Origin of the sequence: Actinotalea ferrariae CF5-4 (genome assembly GCF_000603945.1) — a bacterium.
Lineage (GTDB): Bacteria > Actinomycetota > Actinomycetes > Actinomycetales > Cellulomonadaceae > Actinotalea > Actinotalea ferrariae.
Genome location: NZ_AXCW01000001.1, coordinates 119,815 through 137,612, shown reverse-complemented (window position 1 = coordinate 137,612; position 17,798 = coordinate 119,815). Strand labels below are relative to the sequence as shown.

Here is a 17,798-nt window from a genome sequence, read left to right as displayed (position 1 = left end):
CAACCACGCATAGATCCGAAGAGCCGCGTTACTCCTGGTCGCTGGGTGGTCTCCGCATGGACGTGTGATCGAAGAGGGGCCGGTCAGCCCGCCTCGTGCGCCGTTCAGCTAGATCTGGAAGCGCGGCAACAGCGGCGTCCCCTCGATCGGTTCAGGGAAGAACCGGTGCAGGGAACCGCCAGGTGCTCGCGGTTACGGCGCCGGGGCGCGGCCCAGGCGCAGTTACATGCTCTCCACCCTCGATGCGCGTTGCGAGCGCGAGGTTGAGCTCGAACAGCTGCGTAAGGATGTCCTCCTCCGCGTCGAAGCCGTACGCCTTGACGACAGCGGCGTCCAGCTCCGCGTGAAGGTCCCGGAGAGTGCTTGCGCCTGGCCGTCGGAGGGTGTCGTACATGTCGGCGAGAGTCTGACCCATGCGGAAGGCCTCGGCGCGACGGTCGTTGACCGCGACGGCGGCGGCTGCGACCCTCTCCACCGCTGCGCGGGGCGGACTCTGCGGCCACGGGAACGTGTCCCAAACCGTCTTCGACGTGTAGACCGGGTCCATCTTCAACCGGGTGCACCGCTCCTTGAACCAGAGCAGGTGGGGCAACCCCTGGAGGATTCCGAAGCTGTAGTCGTCGGCGAACGGAAAGGCGACAACCGAGTCGCTTACGTGGTACTTGCCGTCCACAAAGGCGAAGACGGGCATCCGGTTCTGGGTCCCGGTACGCGTGACTGTCAGGTAACGATCCAGGCCCGTGACGGCATCGAGCAGGTCCTCCCGCCGGTACGCCAGCGCCCACCAACGCTTCAGGAAGTTGATGTGGTGGACGTTCGTTCTCGCGCCAGGATCGCTCGCAAGCAGTTCCGCGTTGGCCTCAGCCTGTTTGGCCGCGGCCTTCTCGCGTGCGGCGAGCGCCTTGCTCTCGAGTTGCCGCATGAGCTTGGGGTACTTGGCGTACGCGACGTCGGCGTCACCCTCCGGGATGTCGATAACCCAATCGTTGACGTCTTGGCGGTTCAACAACTCCACCCCACCCACGATGGGATGCAGCACCTCGCGTGCGGCTGGCTCGGTCCTGGCGATCCGGCCAGCCTCCACCGTGTCGACCCTGAAAGCCTGTGTGACGCCGAGGGTCTGCCCCTGGAAGACGGCCTTGTCCCCGGGCGCGTAGAGCTTCTGCGCCCGGCGGAGGTCGACCTCGGGCGACAGGGATGACGTGATGTGGTCGACTTCGATGCGTTGCTGCCCGTTCTCCACCCACAGAATCTTGACGGCCGGTGGCGTACCGCCTTTCTGCCAGTTCACGATGCTGACCGTGACGGCAGCCTCCCCGGACCATGGCATCTGGGAGACCGCTTCGATGATCGTTCCGTCGTGGTCAACGACGTAGTCCAGCGAAACCTCCCGTGAGGTGCCCTGCTTGACGGACTTCGTGGCAACCAGCCCTGCGCGACCTCCAACGGGCAGGTGGTCGTGAGCGAGTGGGAACCAGTAAGTGACGAAGTCGGAGACGCCGCCGATCTGCGGGTGCGAGTCGGCGAGCCGAGCGCAGTAGCCGGCACCGAGCTCCTCGACCATCTTTCTGCGACCCAGATAGGGCGGATTCCCGACGATCGCGTCCGCACGAGCCCAGGATGTGAAAAGCGCGTCGGTGGCGATGATCGTCTTGTCGAGGTTGTCCAGAGGCAGGACTGCAGAGTCGTCCTCGTCGCCGAGCTCGTCGGCTGCGAGCTTCTTCGCGAGGTGCAGGGTGACCTTCGCGACCTCCACCGCGAACTCGTTGACGTCCATGCCCAGAAAGTGGTCCGGCTGAACGCGCGCGAAAGCGACGAATGTCGACTCGGCAGGACCGCGGCGAAGGGAGATGAGCTTCTGGACGGCTTCGTGCTCAAGCCGTCGCATCTCGCGGTACGCGACGTACAAGAAGTTCCCAGAGCCGCACGCTGGGTCGAGGACACGGTACTGCGACATGTCGTTGAGGATCTTCTCGACGTCAGCGATCGTCTTGGCCGACTCGATGCGGGCTTGCCAGGGCTCTACGATGACGGGCCGGACGATCATGGCGATGTCGGCCTGAGACGTGTAGTGAGCGCCGGTGGCGTGCCGCTCGCCAGCGTTCATCGAGCCTTCGAAAAGCGTGCCGAAGATCTCGGGACGCACGCCGGACCAGTTGGTTGCCGCAGCATCGCGTAGCAGATCGAGTTCCTCGTTGGTGAGCTCGATGGCGCACGCCTTAGCGAAGAGGCCTCCGTTGAAGTGCGGGGTCCCCTTGAACCGGCCACCGGGAGTGACGCCGGGGGCGTTCATCGCGGCGAAGAGCTGGCCGATTGTGTCGAAGGCTTCTGGCCCGGTCCGAGTGTCGTGGAGTGCCTGCGTGAAGTGGTGGGCGGGTAGGAGCCGCACGTCCTCGGCGAACATCGCCATGACGCACTGCAGCGCGAACCGCTGGGCCTCGTGTCGCTCAACCCCGCGGTCGATCATCGAGTTCAGGACCCTAGCGACGCGGGCGGCGGCGTCACGCGTGACCGCGACGAGGTCGTTGCCGAAGACCGGTCGCTGCTCCCGAGGCAGCAGGAACCCGAGGGCCTCCCACCGCTGCGGCAGCTCGTCGAGAGGTACGCGGTCGACGGGCTCGTCCAGCTGTGCGTCGAAGTCGTAGATCCAGAACTCGTCGAAGTTGCACAGGACGACGTACCGGGGCCGGTCGGGTACGGCCCGGACCCAGTAGTCGAACGCCTGTCGGTAGTGACGCCGCAGGTCGGCGCCGGCCTTCTTCATCTCGATCAGAACACGCGGCTTCCAAATGAGGTCAGCGAACGCGGTCCCGCCCCGGTCTTCCTTCTTGATGCGCCCCTCGAGGGTGGCACCTGCTTCATGGATCCCGCCGTGCCCGAGCGCACGGAACAGGTGGTCGAGGAAGACCTGCGCTTCACCCTTCTCGTCGCCCGAAAGGTGGTCGCGTCGCCAGTTGGCGAAGGCCTCGAGCGATCGAGCGAGTGCGTTTGCTCCCGGGTTCACGGTGATGGAGGCCACGACCCGCGACCCTATGTGCGGTGGCGCTAGTTGCGCGAGGGCCAGCTGGCGTGTCGGTGAATGGTTACGGACTCCCCGCATTACAGCGCAGACACTCCCGGGCCCCCGACGGTACGAACGCCTCTCACGGGGCAGCGGCACTGACGAGCAGCTCTCCCCACGAGCATCACCGGCGCCCCATGGACGACGGCACAGTCCGTACCCGCCAGGCCACTCCGAGGCCCGTGGGTGACCGCCGACTTTCGAAGAACCTCGGTCAGTTCGGTCGGATACGGGACCGCGTCCTCGGTCCACCACGTTCAGGGCCCAGGCGGACGGACTCGACGACGTCCACTGCGGCCTCGAAGACGAGCTCTTGGACTACGTCTACGGGCACCGCAGGGCGTCGTCCGGTGCCCGCGGAACGGCGCACGTCGTTGCCCGTCGTGAAGATGCGATCCGTTTCGCGGCCGGTCCCCCGTGGCTGGGACCGACCTGCCGCAACTCCTAACCAACTCCGATGCTCGTCGGCACAGCGGTAACCACCCGACAGATGACCTGCCCGAGCCGCGACTGCGCCTACGTTCGTGGAACAGCGCTCCGTTTCAAGGCAGCCATTGCGAGATCGCCAAGCTGGTCGGACCTGATGTAGTCGACCGCGTCAGCGAGGCTGACGTGCTGGCGACGGGCGATGGTGGTGGCGCGGAACTGACCGCAGCCCACCGCGCTCGACAGCTCTTGACGCGTCAGACGAAGGCCCGCGCACGCCGCGGCGAACGGCACGTACAGGTCGTCCGGGTCGGCCGGACTGGTGGCGTGGTCCCGGGCGTAGTCGTCGACGGACGTCCTGGTGACGTGGCGGCCCCGACCGCCGGTCGGGTTCGGCGCCGCCTGGAGGACGCCGGAGCGGTGGAGCTTCTCGACCTGCCCGAGCGGGAGGCCCAGGTGACGCGCGGCGGCTGCGAGGTCCATCACGGCCTCGGCGGCGATGCGCCGGCGGTCGAGCTCGGCGCGCACGGTGGCGACCTGTGTGTCGTCGAGGAGGACGGCCCTCCCCCGGTTCGTCGCGTCGCGGCGCAGGACGCCCAGGGCCAGGCACAGCGTTCTCGCCTGCGGGTAGGTGAGCCCGGTGCTGGCTGCCAGCTCCTTCAAGGTGGTGCCGGCCGGCGTCGCCATCGAGGCCGCGAGGTCCGCCTCGGTCGTCTTCCACTCCGGCTTGCGCCCGACCATGACCCGTCGGCCGGGGACCTTGCCGGAGGCGAAGCGGCGGCGCATCTCGATCGGGGAGATGTTCAGCCGTGCCGCTGCCTCAGCAGTGCCGAGCACGACGTCGTCCGGCGCGAAGCCGTCGGGGGCGGTCTCCCAGCCGCGCTGGCGCAACTGCTCGCGGATCTGGTCGCTGCGTTCGGCCGCGCGGGTGGTGACGCCCCAGGTGTGCTGCTTGGACGTCGGCACGACGAGCTGGGTGATGGCCTGCTTCTCCAGGAGCGCCTGGAGGGCGGCGGTGGCCTTGCGCTGGTGGGTGACCGGGACGCCGTCGTCGTAGCCGTCGTGGACGGTGCGGTGCTTCTTGTGCCCGGAGAAGTACAGCCGGAGCCGCTTCTTGATCCCGGCGTTCTTCAGGTCGGTGATGAGCGCACCGCGCAGGTCGTGGGGGCGGAACCGCGCCACCTCGGCCGCGGCTGCGGCCTGGTAGACCGCGTCGCGGAAGTTCTCCGCTCCCCCGGCGTCGTCCCTGCGCACCCCGGGCAGCAGCCGGGCGTCGGTGAGCACGGTGCCGTCGTCGTCGGTGTGGAAGATCGCGATGATCTCCGTCAGGGCGTGCGCGAGCATCGGCGGCACGCGCAGCAGCCGGTGGGACTGGGCGGTCTTCGTGCCCGGCTTGGTGTCGCTGGGTTCGAGCTTGCCGGTCTCGGGGTCGCGAACGGTGGCCTTGGTGCCGCCCTGCTTCTCCACGGCCAGGACCCAGGCGTCGGCGCCGGCGTCGAACCAGAAGTCCGAGACGAGCAGCCCGAAGGCTTCCCCGATGCGCAGGCCCATGAGCCGCAGCAGCCACAGTGCGACCTGGTGCACGACGCTCAGGTGCGCGGCGAGGGCGTGGATGTCGGCGAGCGAGGTGTACCCGGGGTCTACGCGCGGGGTCCGCAGCCGCTGGCTGATCAGCGGCTTGATGGGGCGGAGGGTCTCGAAGTTGCCGCGCAGGTGGGCGCCGAGGTTGGCGGCGCGCAGCATGGCCTGCTTGAACGGGAAGAGCACGTTGCGGGCGGTGCCGGTGTCGATCCCGTGCGGGCCGGCCGGCTCGAGGAGCAGGCCTGCGGTGCGCAGGTCCGCGGTGCGGACCAGGACGTGCCCGGCGCCGTCGCGGTGGGTGCTCAGGCGCCGGTGGCTGATGGCGTCGGTGACGGCCGCGGTGCCGCCGTGGCTGACCTGTCCGGCGTCCAGCAGGGGCAGCCAGACGCAGGTGAGCGCGCTGCGGCGCAGCAGGTCCCCGGCGACCGTGGCGGCCGGCAGCGGCGCCCCGCCGGACAGGATCCGCGGCAGCGCCTCGGCCTCGGCGAACCACAGGTCCGCCACGCCGCGGGCGTCGGCCGGCTTCGCGGCGGCCAGCTCGAGCAGGAACGGGACGATGTAGCGGGTCAGGGCCGAGCCGAGGTTGACCGACCGGTCACCGTCGGTGTGCCGCATGGTGCCGACGTGGTGGACGAACCAGGCCAGCTGCAGGGTCGCCGGGGTGACCTGGTCCGGGTCGGTCCCGGGGTCCAGGATCTGGGTGCCGGCGTTGACCAGGGCGATGAGGTCGGCGTCGTCGGCGCCGAGCAGGACGGGGTGCCCGTCGGTCAGGGCGAGCAGCGGGTGCGCCGGGACGGTGGGCAGGTCCCGCAGCAGGCGCAGCGGGGCGCTCACCGGGCCACCTCCGTCCGGGCGGTCAGGGCGGCGATGAACGCGGCCTGGGTGGCCAGGTGGGCTCGCAGGTCCGCGACGGCCTGCTCGTACCCGACCTCGCGGCCGAGGAGCTCGGCGTGCGCGCGGCGCAGGTCCTCCAGCTCGGTGCGCAGGGCGATCGCGTCGGCGACCTCCCGGGCGCTGATCTCGGGGTCCAGGACCGAGGCGGGGATCCGGCCGAGGTCGATGAAGTCGCCCAGGCGCAGCAGGACGCACTTGTTCGGGCCCAGACGGGTCGGCAGCTGGTGGTCGCGCTGGTCGCGGCGGACGGTGTCCTCGCCCTTGCCCATGAGGGTCGCCAGGGTGGGGCGGTCCAGCCACTGGTCGCGGTCCAGTCCGCGGGTCAGGGAGGCGGTGGTCATGGTGGTGCTCCTGGGTGCGGCGGCCCGGTCGGCCGCGTTCGCAGGTGCACCGTGAGCAGTCCCCCGCCGCCGGCAGTGGCCGCACGCCCACACCGCGATGACGCGTGTGGTCTCGGTCACACCGCCGTCGCCCCGGTGCCGGAGGAGGTCGCGCGCGGCGTCGCGGGTGCCCACCCGGTGCCCACCCGCCGCGCCCCGCCGTGGCGGCGTCGGTGCAGGCCAGGGCCGGGGTGGCAGGGGGTGGGCACGCCACGGGTGCCTGGGCAGCGGGTGGGCAGCGGCACAGGCTGAAGGCCTCGCGCCACGGGTCGGGCGCCCGACCGGCGCGACGGATTCCGTCGTGGACGGGCCCGGGAACGACGAAAGCCTCCCGGGTGATCCCGGGAGGCTTTCGCGTAAACCTGCGTTCGCAGATTCCCACAGTAGCGGGGGCAGGATTTGAACCTGCGACCTCTGGGTTATGAGTGCAGGCCCTCTTGCCAGGGGACGACGCCTGAGTGGGCTCAATGCATGCATCTACCCACATCAGCATGGGTTTCGCGTACGCCGGCGTTCGCCGCTGTTCGCCAGTGCCCGGCGGCGTCTGCCCACATTGGGCCCACATGTCGGCCGGGGTGGTCGAGATGGCGTGGGTGACCGTGCGGCGGGCCGAGGACGGCAAGAAGCGGTACCAGGGCCGCTACCGCGACGCCTCAGGAGCCAAGCGCACCGTCGGGACTTTCAGCACCGACAAGGCCGCCATGCAGGCCGCTGTCCGCGCCGAGATCGCGCTCGCCGAGGGGACGTGGATCGACCCACGGGCCGGACGCATCACCTTCAAGGAGTATGCCCAGAACGTGTGGCTGCCCTCGCGCCACCTGGAGGTCACCACCTACGCCGCGTACGCCTCGAACCTGCGCATCCACTTCGTCCCCTTCTTCGGGGACTACCCAATGGCGCGGATCATGCCTGCCCTGGTCCAGGAGTGGGTCAACCAGGCGGCCAAACCCACGACGATCGCCGACAAGCGACGCAAGGGCCTGTCCGCGCGGTCCATCGTCAAGTACCACGTGATGCTGCACTCGATCTTCGCCCGAGCCGTGGCCGACCGGATCATCCCCTTCAACCCCTGCGCGGCGACCGACCTTCCGAAGGTGATCACCACCAGGACCCGCACCCTCACCCCGGATGAGTACACCCGGCTGCTGGCGCAGATCCCGCCGCGCTTCACGGTCATGGTCATGACGGCCATCGAGACCGGCCTGCGATGGGGCGAGCTCGTCGCGCTACGACCCCGGCACGTGGACACCGAGGCCCGCACGGTGACCGTGCAGGACACCATCGTGGAGGTGTCCACCAAGGACTCCCCAACCGGGCGCCGTATGATCGTCAAGCCCTACCCCAAGGACGACGAGCCGCGCACCGTCGCGGTCTCCCAGGATCTGATCGACGCCCTCCTCGCGCGGATCGATGACCTCGGCCTGGGACCGGCCGACCTGCTCTTCCCTTCCCGTGAGACCGAAGGAGGCCAACCCCTCTCGCGGGGCACGTTCAACACCCGCTACTGGCGGCCGGCCGTTCAACGCTCCGGCATCGACTTTCCCGTTCGCATGCACGACCTACGTCACGCACACGCATCCTGGCTGCTGGCCGGAGGAGCGGACCTTCTCTCCGTGATGGAGCGAATGGGCCACGCGCAGATCCAGACCACCCAGAAGTACCTGCACACCCTCGGCGACGCCGATCAGCGCGCACTCGCCGCCTTTCACGCCACCCGCTCCCGCGCCTCGAGGTGACCCACCCCGGGCTTCAAGCGAAGCGGTTCCGCGGGCCTCGGGCGCGTGGCGGGTTCAGGGTCCGGCTGGAGCTCGCGCGCACAGATCGCTGTCGAGACACGCACTACCCGCGTTGCTGGCCCACCGCGCTCTCCCGGCCGGTGTCACGGTGGTCATCCGTGACGGGTGGTGTCGGGCCACCGCCGGAGACGCCTCCGTGCCGGGCGAAGTGTTCGACGTCGACCGTGATGAACACCGCGCTCGACGTGGCCACGGTGCGTTCATCCAGGTCGCTCACGGTGGCGACGACGAAGACCTTGCGGTCCTCCCGGCTCGTCACCGTCGCCTCGATCCGGTAGGTGACTCCGACGAGCACCGGTGACAGGTAGTCCACTGTGAGCTGGCGGGTGACGGCCGGCGTTCCGACCAGGTAGGGCAGGAACCCGAACAGGTCGTCAAGGACGGTGGCGACGGCGCCGCCGTGCACGACTCCGGGAGCTCCGACGTGGCGCTCGTCGAAGACATGGTCAGCCATCACCCCGTCCCCACGGCGGTGGACCTGGAGGTGATGGCCGTGGGGGTTGTCCGGGCCGCAGCCAAGGCACCGTTCATGGTGCGGTTGCAGGAGCGCGCCCTCTGAGTGGGGCCCGGCCCTCTCGGTCCAGTGCGCGAGCATCGTTGCCATGTCAGGCATCAACTTCGTTGACCTTTCGCCATGCCGCGACCAGCGCCGCGGTCCGTGTTTGCCGGAGGGATCAGGTGGTGGCGGCCAACAGCACGACCGCGAGGCCCCGGCCGCGGGCGGGCCAGATCGGCGGCACCGAAGGGTCGGCGGCGTCGGTCACCGTCAGGCGCGCAGAGGGCAGGGAGCGTCGTCGAGGGCTCGCCTACATCCTCACTGTCAGGCGGTGGGGGCGTTGGTCAGCTTCTTCATCACCTCGCCGAAGATCTGTTCGATCTCGGGGTCGGGGCGGCCGACGCCGCCACCTGCGACCCAGCCGCCGTCGACGACCAGGTTCGCACCTGTGACGTAGTCCGCCTCGTCCGAGCACAGGTACACAGCTGCCATGGCGATGTCCTCCGGCCGCCCCACGCGCGGGTTGAGCAGTGCGCGTTCGACAGGTGCGCGCCCGCCGGCCTCCAGCAGCGGTCGTGTCGCGGGGGTGTCGATGAACCCTGGGGAGACGGTGTTGACGCGGATGTTCCACGGTGACAGCTCGACGGCGAGATTGGTCGTCAGGCGCAGGACGGCGCCTTTGGCGACGTTGTGCACGAGGTTGCCCGCGACGTTGCCGGGCATGGCCGAGCCGACCATCGCGGCGACCGAGCCGGTGTTGAGGATGGTGCCGCGGCCCTTGCGCTTGAAGACCGGCAGGGCCTTCTGGATGGCCAGGAACAAGATGGTGACCTCGTTGGTCATGTCGAAGTCCCAGTCCGCGCGGGTCAAGGACTCGATGGTGCCGCCGCGGACACCCGAGGCGTTGTTGTACAGGATGTCGAAGTCGCCGTACTGCTCGACGGCGAAGTCGATCCAGCGCTGCACCGCGGCTTCGTCGCCCAGGTTCAGCGGCTGCATCGAGACCATCTCACCGCCCTGCGCCCGGACGAGCTCGACGGTCTGTTCGGCTAGTTCCGCCTTGAGATCGCACCCGACGATCTTGGCGCCTTCAGCGGCGAAGGCGAGGGCGGCGGCCCGTCCCTGACCGTCCGCCGTACCGGTGATGAGGGCAACCTTGCCCTCGAGTCGTCCTGCCATGAGGCACTCCTCCTTGAGTGATCTTCGGATCGGGCGCGGACCGGAGAGTCGGGCCGCGGCGTCTTTGCCCGCTCAGGTTTTCGCTCTGAGCGAACGCGTCGAACCAGTTGCGTATGCGTAGGACGCCCGGACGAGGCCGGCGGCGATGTCCGCCTCGTGCGCGTCCCGTGGCGCGTAGACCATGACCGCACCCGGCGAGATGAGCCCGAGGCGGGCGATGGGGTGCTGCTCGGCCCAGCCGGCGTCGATGGCGGCTTCGGCGGCCGCCGACGGCAGTACCAGGTGAAGGGAGTGGTCAGGGGCCGGGTGGAGGTGGGCGAACTCGGTGTCGATCATGAACGCGTCGGGTGGCCCTCGGTGTGGGCCCCGAGGCAGCGTGAGCGCTTGTGCACCCGGGACAGAGATCGTCGAGGCCGCCCAGACCACATCCGGCAGGTCGGCGAGCTGCCCGATGAGGCGCTGCCGTGGTCGGTCGTCGCTCGGCTGCTGGTCGAGCTGGGTGTGCGGGTTGGTCGGGGTCGTCGAGGGTCGCGGGCCCGGGCGCTCGGGCATGGCCACGGGAACCGCGCCGCTCATGACAGGCTGAACAGCGGGCCGACCAGGACCAGGCCCAGATCGTCACCGAGGTAGGCGAAGACGGCGAACATCACCAGTGCCGCTCCGGCCAGGGCCAGGTCCTTGAGAAACTGAGTCTGCTCCATGGCCTTGGCGCCGGGGTCGGTCTCGGCCCAGAAGCCGTGCATGATGAAGGCTGTGGGCACCAGGAAGGTCACCAGCAGGAGGGCGCCGACGTCGGGCCAGATCCCCAGGGCCACCATCAGTGCGCCGGCCAGGAGCTGCAGCCCGGTCAGCGGGACCATCAGGTTGGCGGCAGGCACTCCCTTGCCGGTGGCGTAACCGGCCATCATCTGCCGCTGTGTGAGGTGGCCAAAGCCTGAGCCGAGGAAGAGCAAGGCGAAGACCACCCTGCCGATGAGCACCAGGACCTCCACGTCACCCTCCCAGGTCGCCGCTTACCAGATGTAAGTGATTGAGGTATAGCAGTACCCTGGGCGCGGGTCAATCACCCTTGAGCGGACGTGGAGGGCGAGGTGGCGGACGAGGCGGTCGGTCCCGCGGGCGACGACTGCGGTCGCTACTGCCCGTCGTTCCACCAGACCGTCGAGCTGCTCGGTCGACGGTGGAACGGTGTCATTCTTCACGCCCTGATGGCCCACGCGGAGCGCTTCAGTGAGATCCGCGCCGTCATCCCCGGGCTCTCGGACCGCCTGCTGGCCGAGAGGCTACGGGAGCTGGAACGCGAAGGACTCCTCTCGCGCACGTGCCCGATCGGCGCAGGCGCACCGCGCTACGTGCTGACGGCGAAGGGGCGGGCCCTCGGACCGGTCATCGACGCGATAGCTTCCTGGGCAGCAGAATGGAGCCGGGCGGCTGACTAGCCCGGACCGGGTCATGTCTGCTGTCTTCGGCCAGGCGGTGATGGCGGCGGGCGCCGCGTCAGCGCATGGTGCCGCTCGCCGTGGCAGACGCGCCTAGCGGGACGTGGACGAGTGTGCTCAAGGGATCAGGACGGCACGGCCCTGGACCTGCCCGGCGGCGAGGCGCGCGAACACGTCGTTGATCTCGCCCAGCGGATACCGCTCGATCGTGGAGACCAGGCGCCCGGTCCGGGCCATGGCGAGGACCTCCTCCAGCTCGTTGCGGCTGCCCCAGCTGCTGCTGGTCAGCGTCGCCTGGACGGGCAGGGAGAAGAACGAGAACGGGAAGGAACCTCCCGCCAGGCCCACCAGGACGAACAGGCCCTGCGGGCCCAGCGACGAGGCCCCCAGCCTCATCGTCGCGTCGGCCCCGACGAAGTCCAGCGCGACCGCCGCGCCTTCGCCGTGGCTGGCGGCCTTGATCTGCTCCATGGCGTCGGCGTCTGCCGGGTCGACCACCTGGTCGGCACCGAGTTCCAGGGCGAGGCGCCGCTTGTCCGCCGAGCTGTCGACGACAACCACCGTCGCCGGGGAGAGGAGCTTGAGGAACTGCAGCCCGTACTGGCCGAGCCCACCGGCGCCCACCAGCACCGCCGTGGTGCCGGGCACCAGACGCGGGAGGGCCTTCTTCACCGCCGAGTACGGGGTGAGCGCCGCGTCGGTCAGCGGGGCAGCGAGCGCCGGGTCCAGGTCGCCAGCGGCCAGCAGGTGCCGGGTGCTCGGCACGACCATGTAGTCCGCGTAGCCACCGTCGGGGCCGATACCGCCCCACCGCATGGTGTCGCACAGCTGCTCCTGGCCACCCAAGCACACACGGCAGCGGCCGCAGCCCCACCCACCGAACACCACGACGGGCTCACCGATCTCAAAGCCCTCGGCGCCCGGACCGATGGCGTCCACCCACCCGGCGTTCTCGTGCCCCAGCAGGGCGGGAAGGTGGACGGGGATCTCCCCCGCCCGGACGTGCAGGTCGGAGTGGCACGCGCCGGACCCGCCGACGCGGACCCGAACCTCACCGGCACCGGGCTCCGGCGTCGGAACCTCCTCCACCACGAAGTCACCGCCGAACTCGTGCAACCGCGCTGCCTTCATCGCCTAACCCCTTCGTTGAGGTCGTGCTGCAGGAGCCTGACCCGGTATCCCGGACGGCTCGTTGATCGTGCCACGGCCACTGCGGCGGTGTGAAGGTCCGCCAAGTCGTTCGGGCACCGGTAGCTGAGGCCGGGGTGGCGCCGGCACTCGAAGGTCGCCGAGGCGCGCTCGGCCTGGTTGGCACAGGTGCGCCGGTCCACGGTCGACCGGAACGGCTGTGAATCACGACCCGCCGGAGACCGCCGGGGGTGTCAGTGTCAGGCTGGGAGGGTGGTGGCCGTCCGGCGGCCTCGGCGCTCACGCAGGGCCGCGCTGGCGCGTTCGGTCAGGTTGTACAGGACCGGGACGAGCACCAGGGTCAGGAGGGTGGAGGTGGTCAGCCCGCCGATGACCACCAGGGCCAGCGGCTGGGAGATGAAGACGCTGCCGCCTGTCAGTCCCAGTGCCATGGGGGTCAGGGCGCCGATGGTCGCTGCGGCGGTCATCAGGATCGGCCGCAGGCGGTATCGGGACCCCTCGATCACGGCGTCGACCACGCTCAGGCCCTGCTCGCGCTTCTGGTTGACCAGGTCGATGAGCACGATCGCGTTGGTCACCACGATGCCGACCAGCATGAGGAGCCCGATCAGCGACGGCACGCCCAGGGGTGTGCCGGTGAGCAGCAGCAGGGCCAGTGCTCCGGTGGCGGCGAACGGCACCGACACCAGGAGGATGAGCGGCTGCAGCAGGGAGCGGAACGTGGCGACCATCACCAGGTAGACGATGGCGATGGAGGCCAGCAGGGCCACGTACAGGTCGGCGAACGCTGACTGCTGCTCGGCGCTGACGCCTGCGATCTCGGCTTCTGCGCCGTCGGGCAGGTCGAGGGCGTCGAGCTGTTCCTGCAGCCGGGTGGTGATACCGCCGAGGTTCTGATCGGTCGCGGTGGCGGTCACCGTGGCCGTGCGCTGCCCGTCCTGTCGGGTCAGGCTGGTGGGCTGCTGGACCTCGCTGACCTCGGCGACCTGCCCCAGGGGAACGATCCCGGTGGCGGTGGGGACAGGGGTGTCGCGCAGGGCCTGGACGTCGCCGGGGGCCTGGCCCAGGAGCACCACGACGTCGGTGGTGCGCCCGGCGATGTCCGCCTGGCCGATCGGCGCACCACGGAGCAGGCCGGCCACCGCCTGCCCGATAGCGCTCTCGCTGGTGCCAGCCTGGGTCGCTGCCGCCCGGTCGACCTGGATCTGGACCGCTGGTGCGTCTGAGGCAAGGTTGTTCACGACGTCGGTCGTGCCCTGGACGTCCGCCATGGCCTCGGCGACCAGATCTGCGGCCTCGCGCAGCGTCTGGTCGTCGTCGGCACGGACCACGACCTCCACCGGCGGCAACCCGAACCCGGCCTGCCCGGTGGTCACGGTCAGCTCCCCGGCGTCCTCCACGTCCGCGATCGCGGCACGAAGGTCCTGCTCGACCCGGGCCTGGTCGGCGTCCAGGTCGGTGGTGATCGCGAAGGTGGCCGTGTTCGACCCGCCGCCACCGCCCAGGAAGGCGGTCTGCAGCCCGCTTCCACCCGAGCCCACGGTCACCTGGTAGGTCTCGACGCCGTCCAGCTCGGCGATGACCTCCTCGACCTGCCGTGCGGCGGCGTCGGTGACCTCCAGGCTCGTGCCGGCCGGAAGCTGCTGGTCGACGCTGAGGGTATTCTGCCCGGCGTCGCCGATGAAGTTGGTCTCCAGCCTCGTGCCGGCCGCGAGGGTCCCGCCGAGGACGGCGACGGCGATGGCGAGAGTGATCAGCGGGTGGGCGATGGCCCCTCGGAGCACCGGCAGGTAGCTGCGCTGGAGAAGTCCGTGGCGCTCGCCCTGCTCGACACGGTCCCGGTCCACAGCCGCGTGCTGATGGTCGGCCGGGGCGCGCAGGAACCAGTAGGCCAGCACCGGGATGATGGTCAAGGAGACGACCAGCGAGGCCAGCAGGGCCACGGCCACGGTGAAGGCGAAGGGCCGGAACAGCTCGCCGACCTGACCGCCGACGATCCCGATCGGCACGAACACCGCCGCGGTGGTGATGGTGGAGGACGTCACGGCGCCGGCGACCTCACGCACCGCGGTCAAGATCGCTTGCGCCTTGGGCTCGCCGTAGCCGAGGTGGCGCTTGATGTTCTCGATCACCACGATCGAGTCGTCCACGACCCGTCCGACCGCGACCGTCAGCGCCCCCAGGGTCAGGATGTTCAGCGAGTACCCACCGACCAGCAGCCCGGTCATCGCTATCAGCAACGACAGCGGGATCGAGATCGCGGTAACCAAGGTGGAGCGCAGTGACAGCAGGAAGAGCATGATCACGATCACGGCGAAGATCAGGCCGAGGAGGCCCTCGGTGCTCAGGTCCTCGATCGACTTCTCGATGAACGGGGCCTGGTCGAAGACCACGTCGACCGCAGCACCCTCACCCAGCGCCGCCTCGATCCCCGGGATCAGGTCCCGCACGTCATGGGAGACGCTGACGGTGTTGCCGTCAGGGGTCTTGGTGATCGCCAGAGCGACGCTCGCCTGACCGTTGGTCCGGGCATAGGAGGTGGCGGGAACCTGTGCCTGCTCGACCGTGGCCACGTCTCCCAGCAGGACCGGTGCCCCTGAGGGGTCAGCGGTGGGCAGCGGGATCGCCGCGATGTCCTGCACCGAGGACAACCGCTCGCCCACCACGACGTTCAGGGAGCGCTGCCCGTCGGTGACCGTGCCGGCCGGGATGACCGCACCGTTGGCCTGCAGTGCCGAAGTGAGAGCATCCAGGCCGATCCCCGCGGCCCCCAGGGCCACGGGGTCCGGAACGATCTCGACCCGCGTCTCCCGCGCCCCGGACAGGGTGACCTCCCGAACCCCCTCCAGGCCCCGCAACCGCGGAACGACCTCTTCCTCCACCCGGGTCACGAGCTCCTGCTCGTCCAGCTGCGGGGCGGCCACCGCCAGCTGCACCACCGGGAGCTGGTCGATGCTGCCGGTGATCACAGACGGTGTGACGCCCGTCGGCAGGCCGGTGCCCGCCCGGGTCACGGCCTGCTCCAGGTCCTGCTGGGCCGCCTGCAGGTCGGTACCGTAGGCCAGCTCCACCGACACCACCGACAGGCTGTTGCGGCTCGTGGACTCGGTCCCCTCCAGACCTTCCACACCGCTGACGGCAGCCTCGACCACCTCGGTCACCTGCCGCTCGACCACGTCCGGCGCCGCACCCGGGAGAGGCGTCACCACCACCGCGAGCGGGATCTCCAAGGACGGGATGAGCTCCTGCTTCAGCGACGTCGTCGACAAGACGCCCGCCACGATGAGGATCAACGTCGCCAGTGCCACCACGGCGCGGTTGGCAAGGCTCAGCCGGGCAAGACGAGTCATGGAGATCTCCCGTATAGTCGGTGCGAGGTGAATAGTACGGGCTGACCGAAGAATCGAGTCACACGGTGGAACGCGATGCGGTGATGGCGGCGATCGCCGAGGACGAGGCGGCGCTGATCCGCCTCTTCTCGCGGGCCCAGTTCACCGCTCTGCTGCAGACGACCTTGACGATGCAGCAGCTGAAGGTGCTGCTGCTGCTGCACGCCGACGGCTCCCTGATGAGCCACGAGCTGGCCGACGCACTGAAGATCAGCCCGGCGTCGGTGACCGGCCTGGTGGACAGGCTCGAAGACCGGGGGCTCGTCGAGCGCGTGGCCGACCCGACCGACCGGCGCGCCCGACAGGTGCATCCCACAGCTCAAGGCTCACAGCTGGTGGACACGTTGATGGCCGAAGGCGCCGGACATCGCGTCGCGCTCCTGTCCCTCCTGGACGACGACAGCGTGCGGACCATAGCCACGGCATTCGCGGCGCTGCGGCGAGCCGCAGAGCAGGTCTACGGTGACGAGGTCAGTGGAGCGCCAGAAAGGCCATCGGGGCCGGTGACGCCGCCGGAAGAGGCAGATCGAACCGTGCGGGCGGTCCGAGCGGCCGTCCGCGCTGGCAGCAGGTGACCGAAGCCCGTGCGCTCGTGTGAGTGGGTGGTCATGCCCGCGGCCCCGGTGAACGGGCTTGGCGCCGCTCGAGCCGGAAAGACCTGCACCTGCGCTGAGCGACCTACCCCACCGCGGGCAGCCCGCTGAGGGCTGTCGCGCCACCGGCCGGCACCGCCGGGGCGGGAATGCCCGTTTTCGCCGCGGTGTTGAGCAGGCATGGCGATCGACGACATCCCGGTCACGACGATCGACGACATCCCGGTCACGACGATCGACGGCGAGGTCACGACCCTGGCGAGGTACGCCGGGCAGGTCAGGCTGATCGTCAACGTCGCCTCGCGGTGCGGGCTCGCACCCCAGTACGACAAGCTCGAGGCCCTCCAGCGCACCTATGGGCAGCGAGGTTTCACCGTGCTCGGGTTCCCGAGCAACCAGTTCCTGCAGGAACTGGGCAGTGAGGACGCCATCAAGGAGTACTGCTCGACGACCTGGGGCGTGACCTTTCCGATGTTCGAGCGGGTCAAGGTCAACGGCAGGTCACGGCACCCTCTCTACGCCGAGTTGACCCGCACCCCCGACGCCAGCGGGAAGGCGGGGCGCATCACCTGGAACTTCGAGAAGTTCCTCCTCACCCCCGACGGCCATGTGCATCGATTCCGGCCGAAGGTCGAGCCCGACGCGCCCGAGATCATAGAGCTGATCGAGGCGCACCTCCCCCAGCCTGGCCGTGAGGCCTGACCTGGTCCGTCTGTTCAGTGGGCGAGAGCGTATGAGCTCCGCTGGTCGTCGTTGATCGCCAGTGCGGCGAACACGATCGTCGGGTGCACTCCGTCGGCGGGCGGGGTCGGCGGGCGGGTCCGCGAGGAGATTCGACCGGGCACCGCAGGTCGGTCGCGGCATCCGCAGCGACTGCTCGACCGGGCACAGGTCGCGGTGGCCGGCGAGCACCACGCCGCCGATCGGGACGGCGGCGGCACGGCCGGACGCTTCCGTTGCGCGGCCCGTCGTGGCAGGGTTGCTGACAAGCCCCCGGGAGTTGGCCCGGTGGCGCGATGCGAGCCGATGAGCGTTGCGAGACCCCGGGAAGAGGGGTGCCGTGGTGTTGCACCTTCGCGCCAGGCTGTACCTCTACACCCTGGCGACATGGCTGCTGGGAGCGGCCCGCCTCCTGGCGTGGTGCCTGATGACCGGAAGCCTCGCGATGGGCACCTACTGGTACGCACGTCCAGCGGTCCTGACCACGTGGCTGGCGGCCGGGCCCCCCGCCTGGCCCGGACCCGATCGCCGGCCCGTCGTCGTTGCGCTGGAGGCGGCCCGTGGGGTCGCCGCGATGGAGGCCTGGATGCAGGCTGGCTGTCCCGCGCTGGCTGATCGACCAGGGAGCCACCGCGCGGGACCGCCGGACGCGACCGGCTGACCCCCTCCCGGCGCGGCGGCAAGCCGGCCCCACG

General features: G+C 69.8%; 14 protein-coding genes. 5 read left to right on the top strand and 9 right to left on the bottom strand.

Annotated features, from left to right (window positions below; genetic code table 11):
- Positions 1 to 151: 151 nt before the first annotated feature.
- The 3 genes from N866_RS00600 to N866_RS00590 all read right to left on the bottom strand — a co-directional run bounded on the left by N866_RS00600 (position 152) and on the right by N866_RS00590 (position 6,303).
- Positions 152 to 3,019, bottom strand: coding sequence for a DNA methyltransferase (locus N866_RS00600; RefSeq protein ID WP_216699342.1), 2,868 nt, complete (start codon positions 3,017 to 3,019; stop codon positions 152 to 154).
- Positions 3,020 to 3,577: 558 nt separating this feature from the next.
- Positions 3,578 to 5,902 (bottom strand): site-specific integrase, encoded by a 2,325-nt coding sequence (locus N866_RS00595; RefSeq protein WP_034221101.1) that lies wholly within the window; start codon positions 5,900 to 5,902, stop codon positions 3,578 to 3,580.
- A complete protein-coding gene (locus tag N866_RS00590) occupies positions 5,899 to 6,303 on the bottom strand; it encodes a hypothetical protein (protein WP_155855121.1) in 405 nt (134 codons plus the stop codon). The genes N866_RS00595 and N866_RS00590 overlap by 4 nt, the downstream gene beginning before the upstream one ends.
- A 602-nt stretch (positions 6,304 to 6,905) precedes the next feature.
- On the opposite strand from N866_RS00590, the gene N866_RS00585 reads away from it, so the two are divergent.
- Positions 6,906 to 8,078 (top strand): tyrosine-type recombinase/integrase, encoded by a 1,173-nt coding sequence (locus tag N866_RS00585; protein WP_216699341.1) that lies wholly within the window; start codon positions 6,906 to 6,908, stop codon positions 8,076 to 8,078.
- Positions 8,079 to 8,181: 103 nt separating this feature from the next.
- Here the strand turns inward: N866_RS00585 and N866_RS00580 are convergent, their stop codons facing one another.
- The 4 genes from N866_RS00580 to N866_RS00565 form a co-directional block, all read right to left on the bottom strand.
- Positions 8,182 to 8,592, bottom strand: a complete 411-nt coding sequence (locus N866_RS00580) for a PaaI family thioesterase (protein ID WP_202595120.1) — start codon at positions 8,590 to 8,592, stop codon at positions 8,182 to 8,184.
- A gap of 366 nt (positions 8,593 to 8,958) precedes the next feature.
- Entirely contained in the window at positions 8,959 to 9,813 is an 855-nt protein-coding gene (locus N866_RS00575; RefSeq protein WP_081802176.1) for an SDR family NAD(P)-dependent oxidoreductase, read from the bottom strand.
- A 72-nt stretch (positions 9,814 to 9,885) separates the two neighbouring features.
- Positions 9,886 to 10,389: a luciferase domain-containing protein gene (locus N866_RS00570; RefSeq protein ID WP_034221095.1), complete on the bottom strand. Its 504-nt coding sequence runs from the start codon at positions 10,387 to 10,389 to the stop codon at positions 9,886 to 9,888.
- The gene (locus tag N866_RS00565) at positions 10,386 to 10,805 is read right to left on the bottom strand and encodes a DoxX family protein (RefSeq protein ID WP_034221092.1); all 420 of its coding nucleotides are present in this window, start codon (positions 10,803 to 10,805) and stop codon (positions 10,386 to 10,388) included. The genes N866_RS00570 and N866_RS00565 overlap by 4 nt, the downstream gene beginning before the upstream one ends.
- A gap of 99 nt (positions 10,806 to 10,904) precedes the next feature.
- On the opposite strand from N866_RS00565, the gene N866_RS00560 reads away from it, so the two are divergent.
- The gene (locus tag N866_RS00560) at positions 10,905 to 11,252 is read left to right on the top strand and encodes a winged helix-turn-helix transcriptional regulator (protein ID WP_052022181.1); all 348 of its coding nucleotides are present in this window, start codon (positions 10,905 to 10,907) and stop codon (positions 11,250 to 11,252) included.
- Positions 11,253 to 11,369: 117 nt separating this feature from the next.
- On the opposite strand, the gene N866_RS00555 is transcribed toward N866_RS00560, so the two are convergent.
- Both N866_RS00555 and N866_RS00550 read right to left on the bottom strand, forming a co-directional pair.
- Entirely contained in the window at positions 11,370 to 12,383 is a 1,014-nt protein-coding gene (locus tag N866_RS00555; RefSeq protein ID WP_034221087.1) for an NAD(P)-dependent alcohol dehydrogenase, read from the bottom strand.
- A gap of 257 nt (positions 12,384 to 12,640) precedes the next feature.
- Positions 12,641 to 15,751, bottom strand: a complete 3,111-nt coding sequence (locus N866_RS00550) for an efflux RND transporter permease subunit (RefSeq protein WP_052022177.1) — start codon at positions 15,749 to 15,751, stop codon at positions 12,641 to 12,643.
- Between the two features lie 65 nt (positions 15,752 to 15,816).
- Here N866_RS00550 and N866_RS19570 point away from each other — a divergent pair, with 65 nt between their 5' ends.
- The 3 genes from N866_RS19570 (at position 15,817) to N866_RS00535 (ending at position 17,764) form a co-directional block, all read left to right on the top strand.
- Positions 15,817 to 16,365, top strand: a complete 549-nt coding sequence (locus N866_RS19570) for a MarR family winged helix-turn-helix transcriptional regulator (protein ID WP_052022176.1) — start codon at positions 15,817 to 15,819, stop codon at positions 16,363 to 16,365.
- 198 nt (positions 16,366 to 16,563) lie between these two features.
- On the top strand, positions 16,564 to 17,085 hold the full coding sequence (locus tag N866_RS00540) for a glutathione peroxidase (protein WP_034221084.1): 522 nt from the start codon (positions 16,564 to 16,566) through the stop codon (positions 17,083 to 17,085).
- A gap of 358 nt (positions 17,086 to 17,443) precedes the next feature.
- On the top strand, positions 17,444 to 17,764 hold the full coding sequence (locus N866_RS00535; protein ID WP_034221081.1) for a hypothetical protein: 321 nt from the start codon (positions 17,444 to 17,446) through the stop codon (positions 17,762 to 17,764).
- The last annotated feature ends 34 nt before the right edge of the window (positions 17,765 to 17,798 follow it).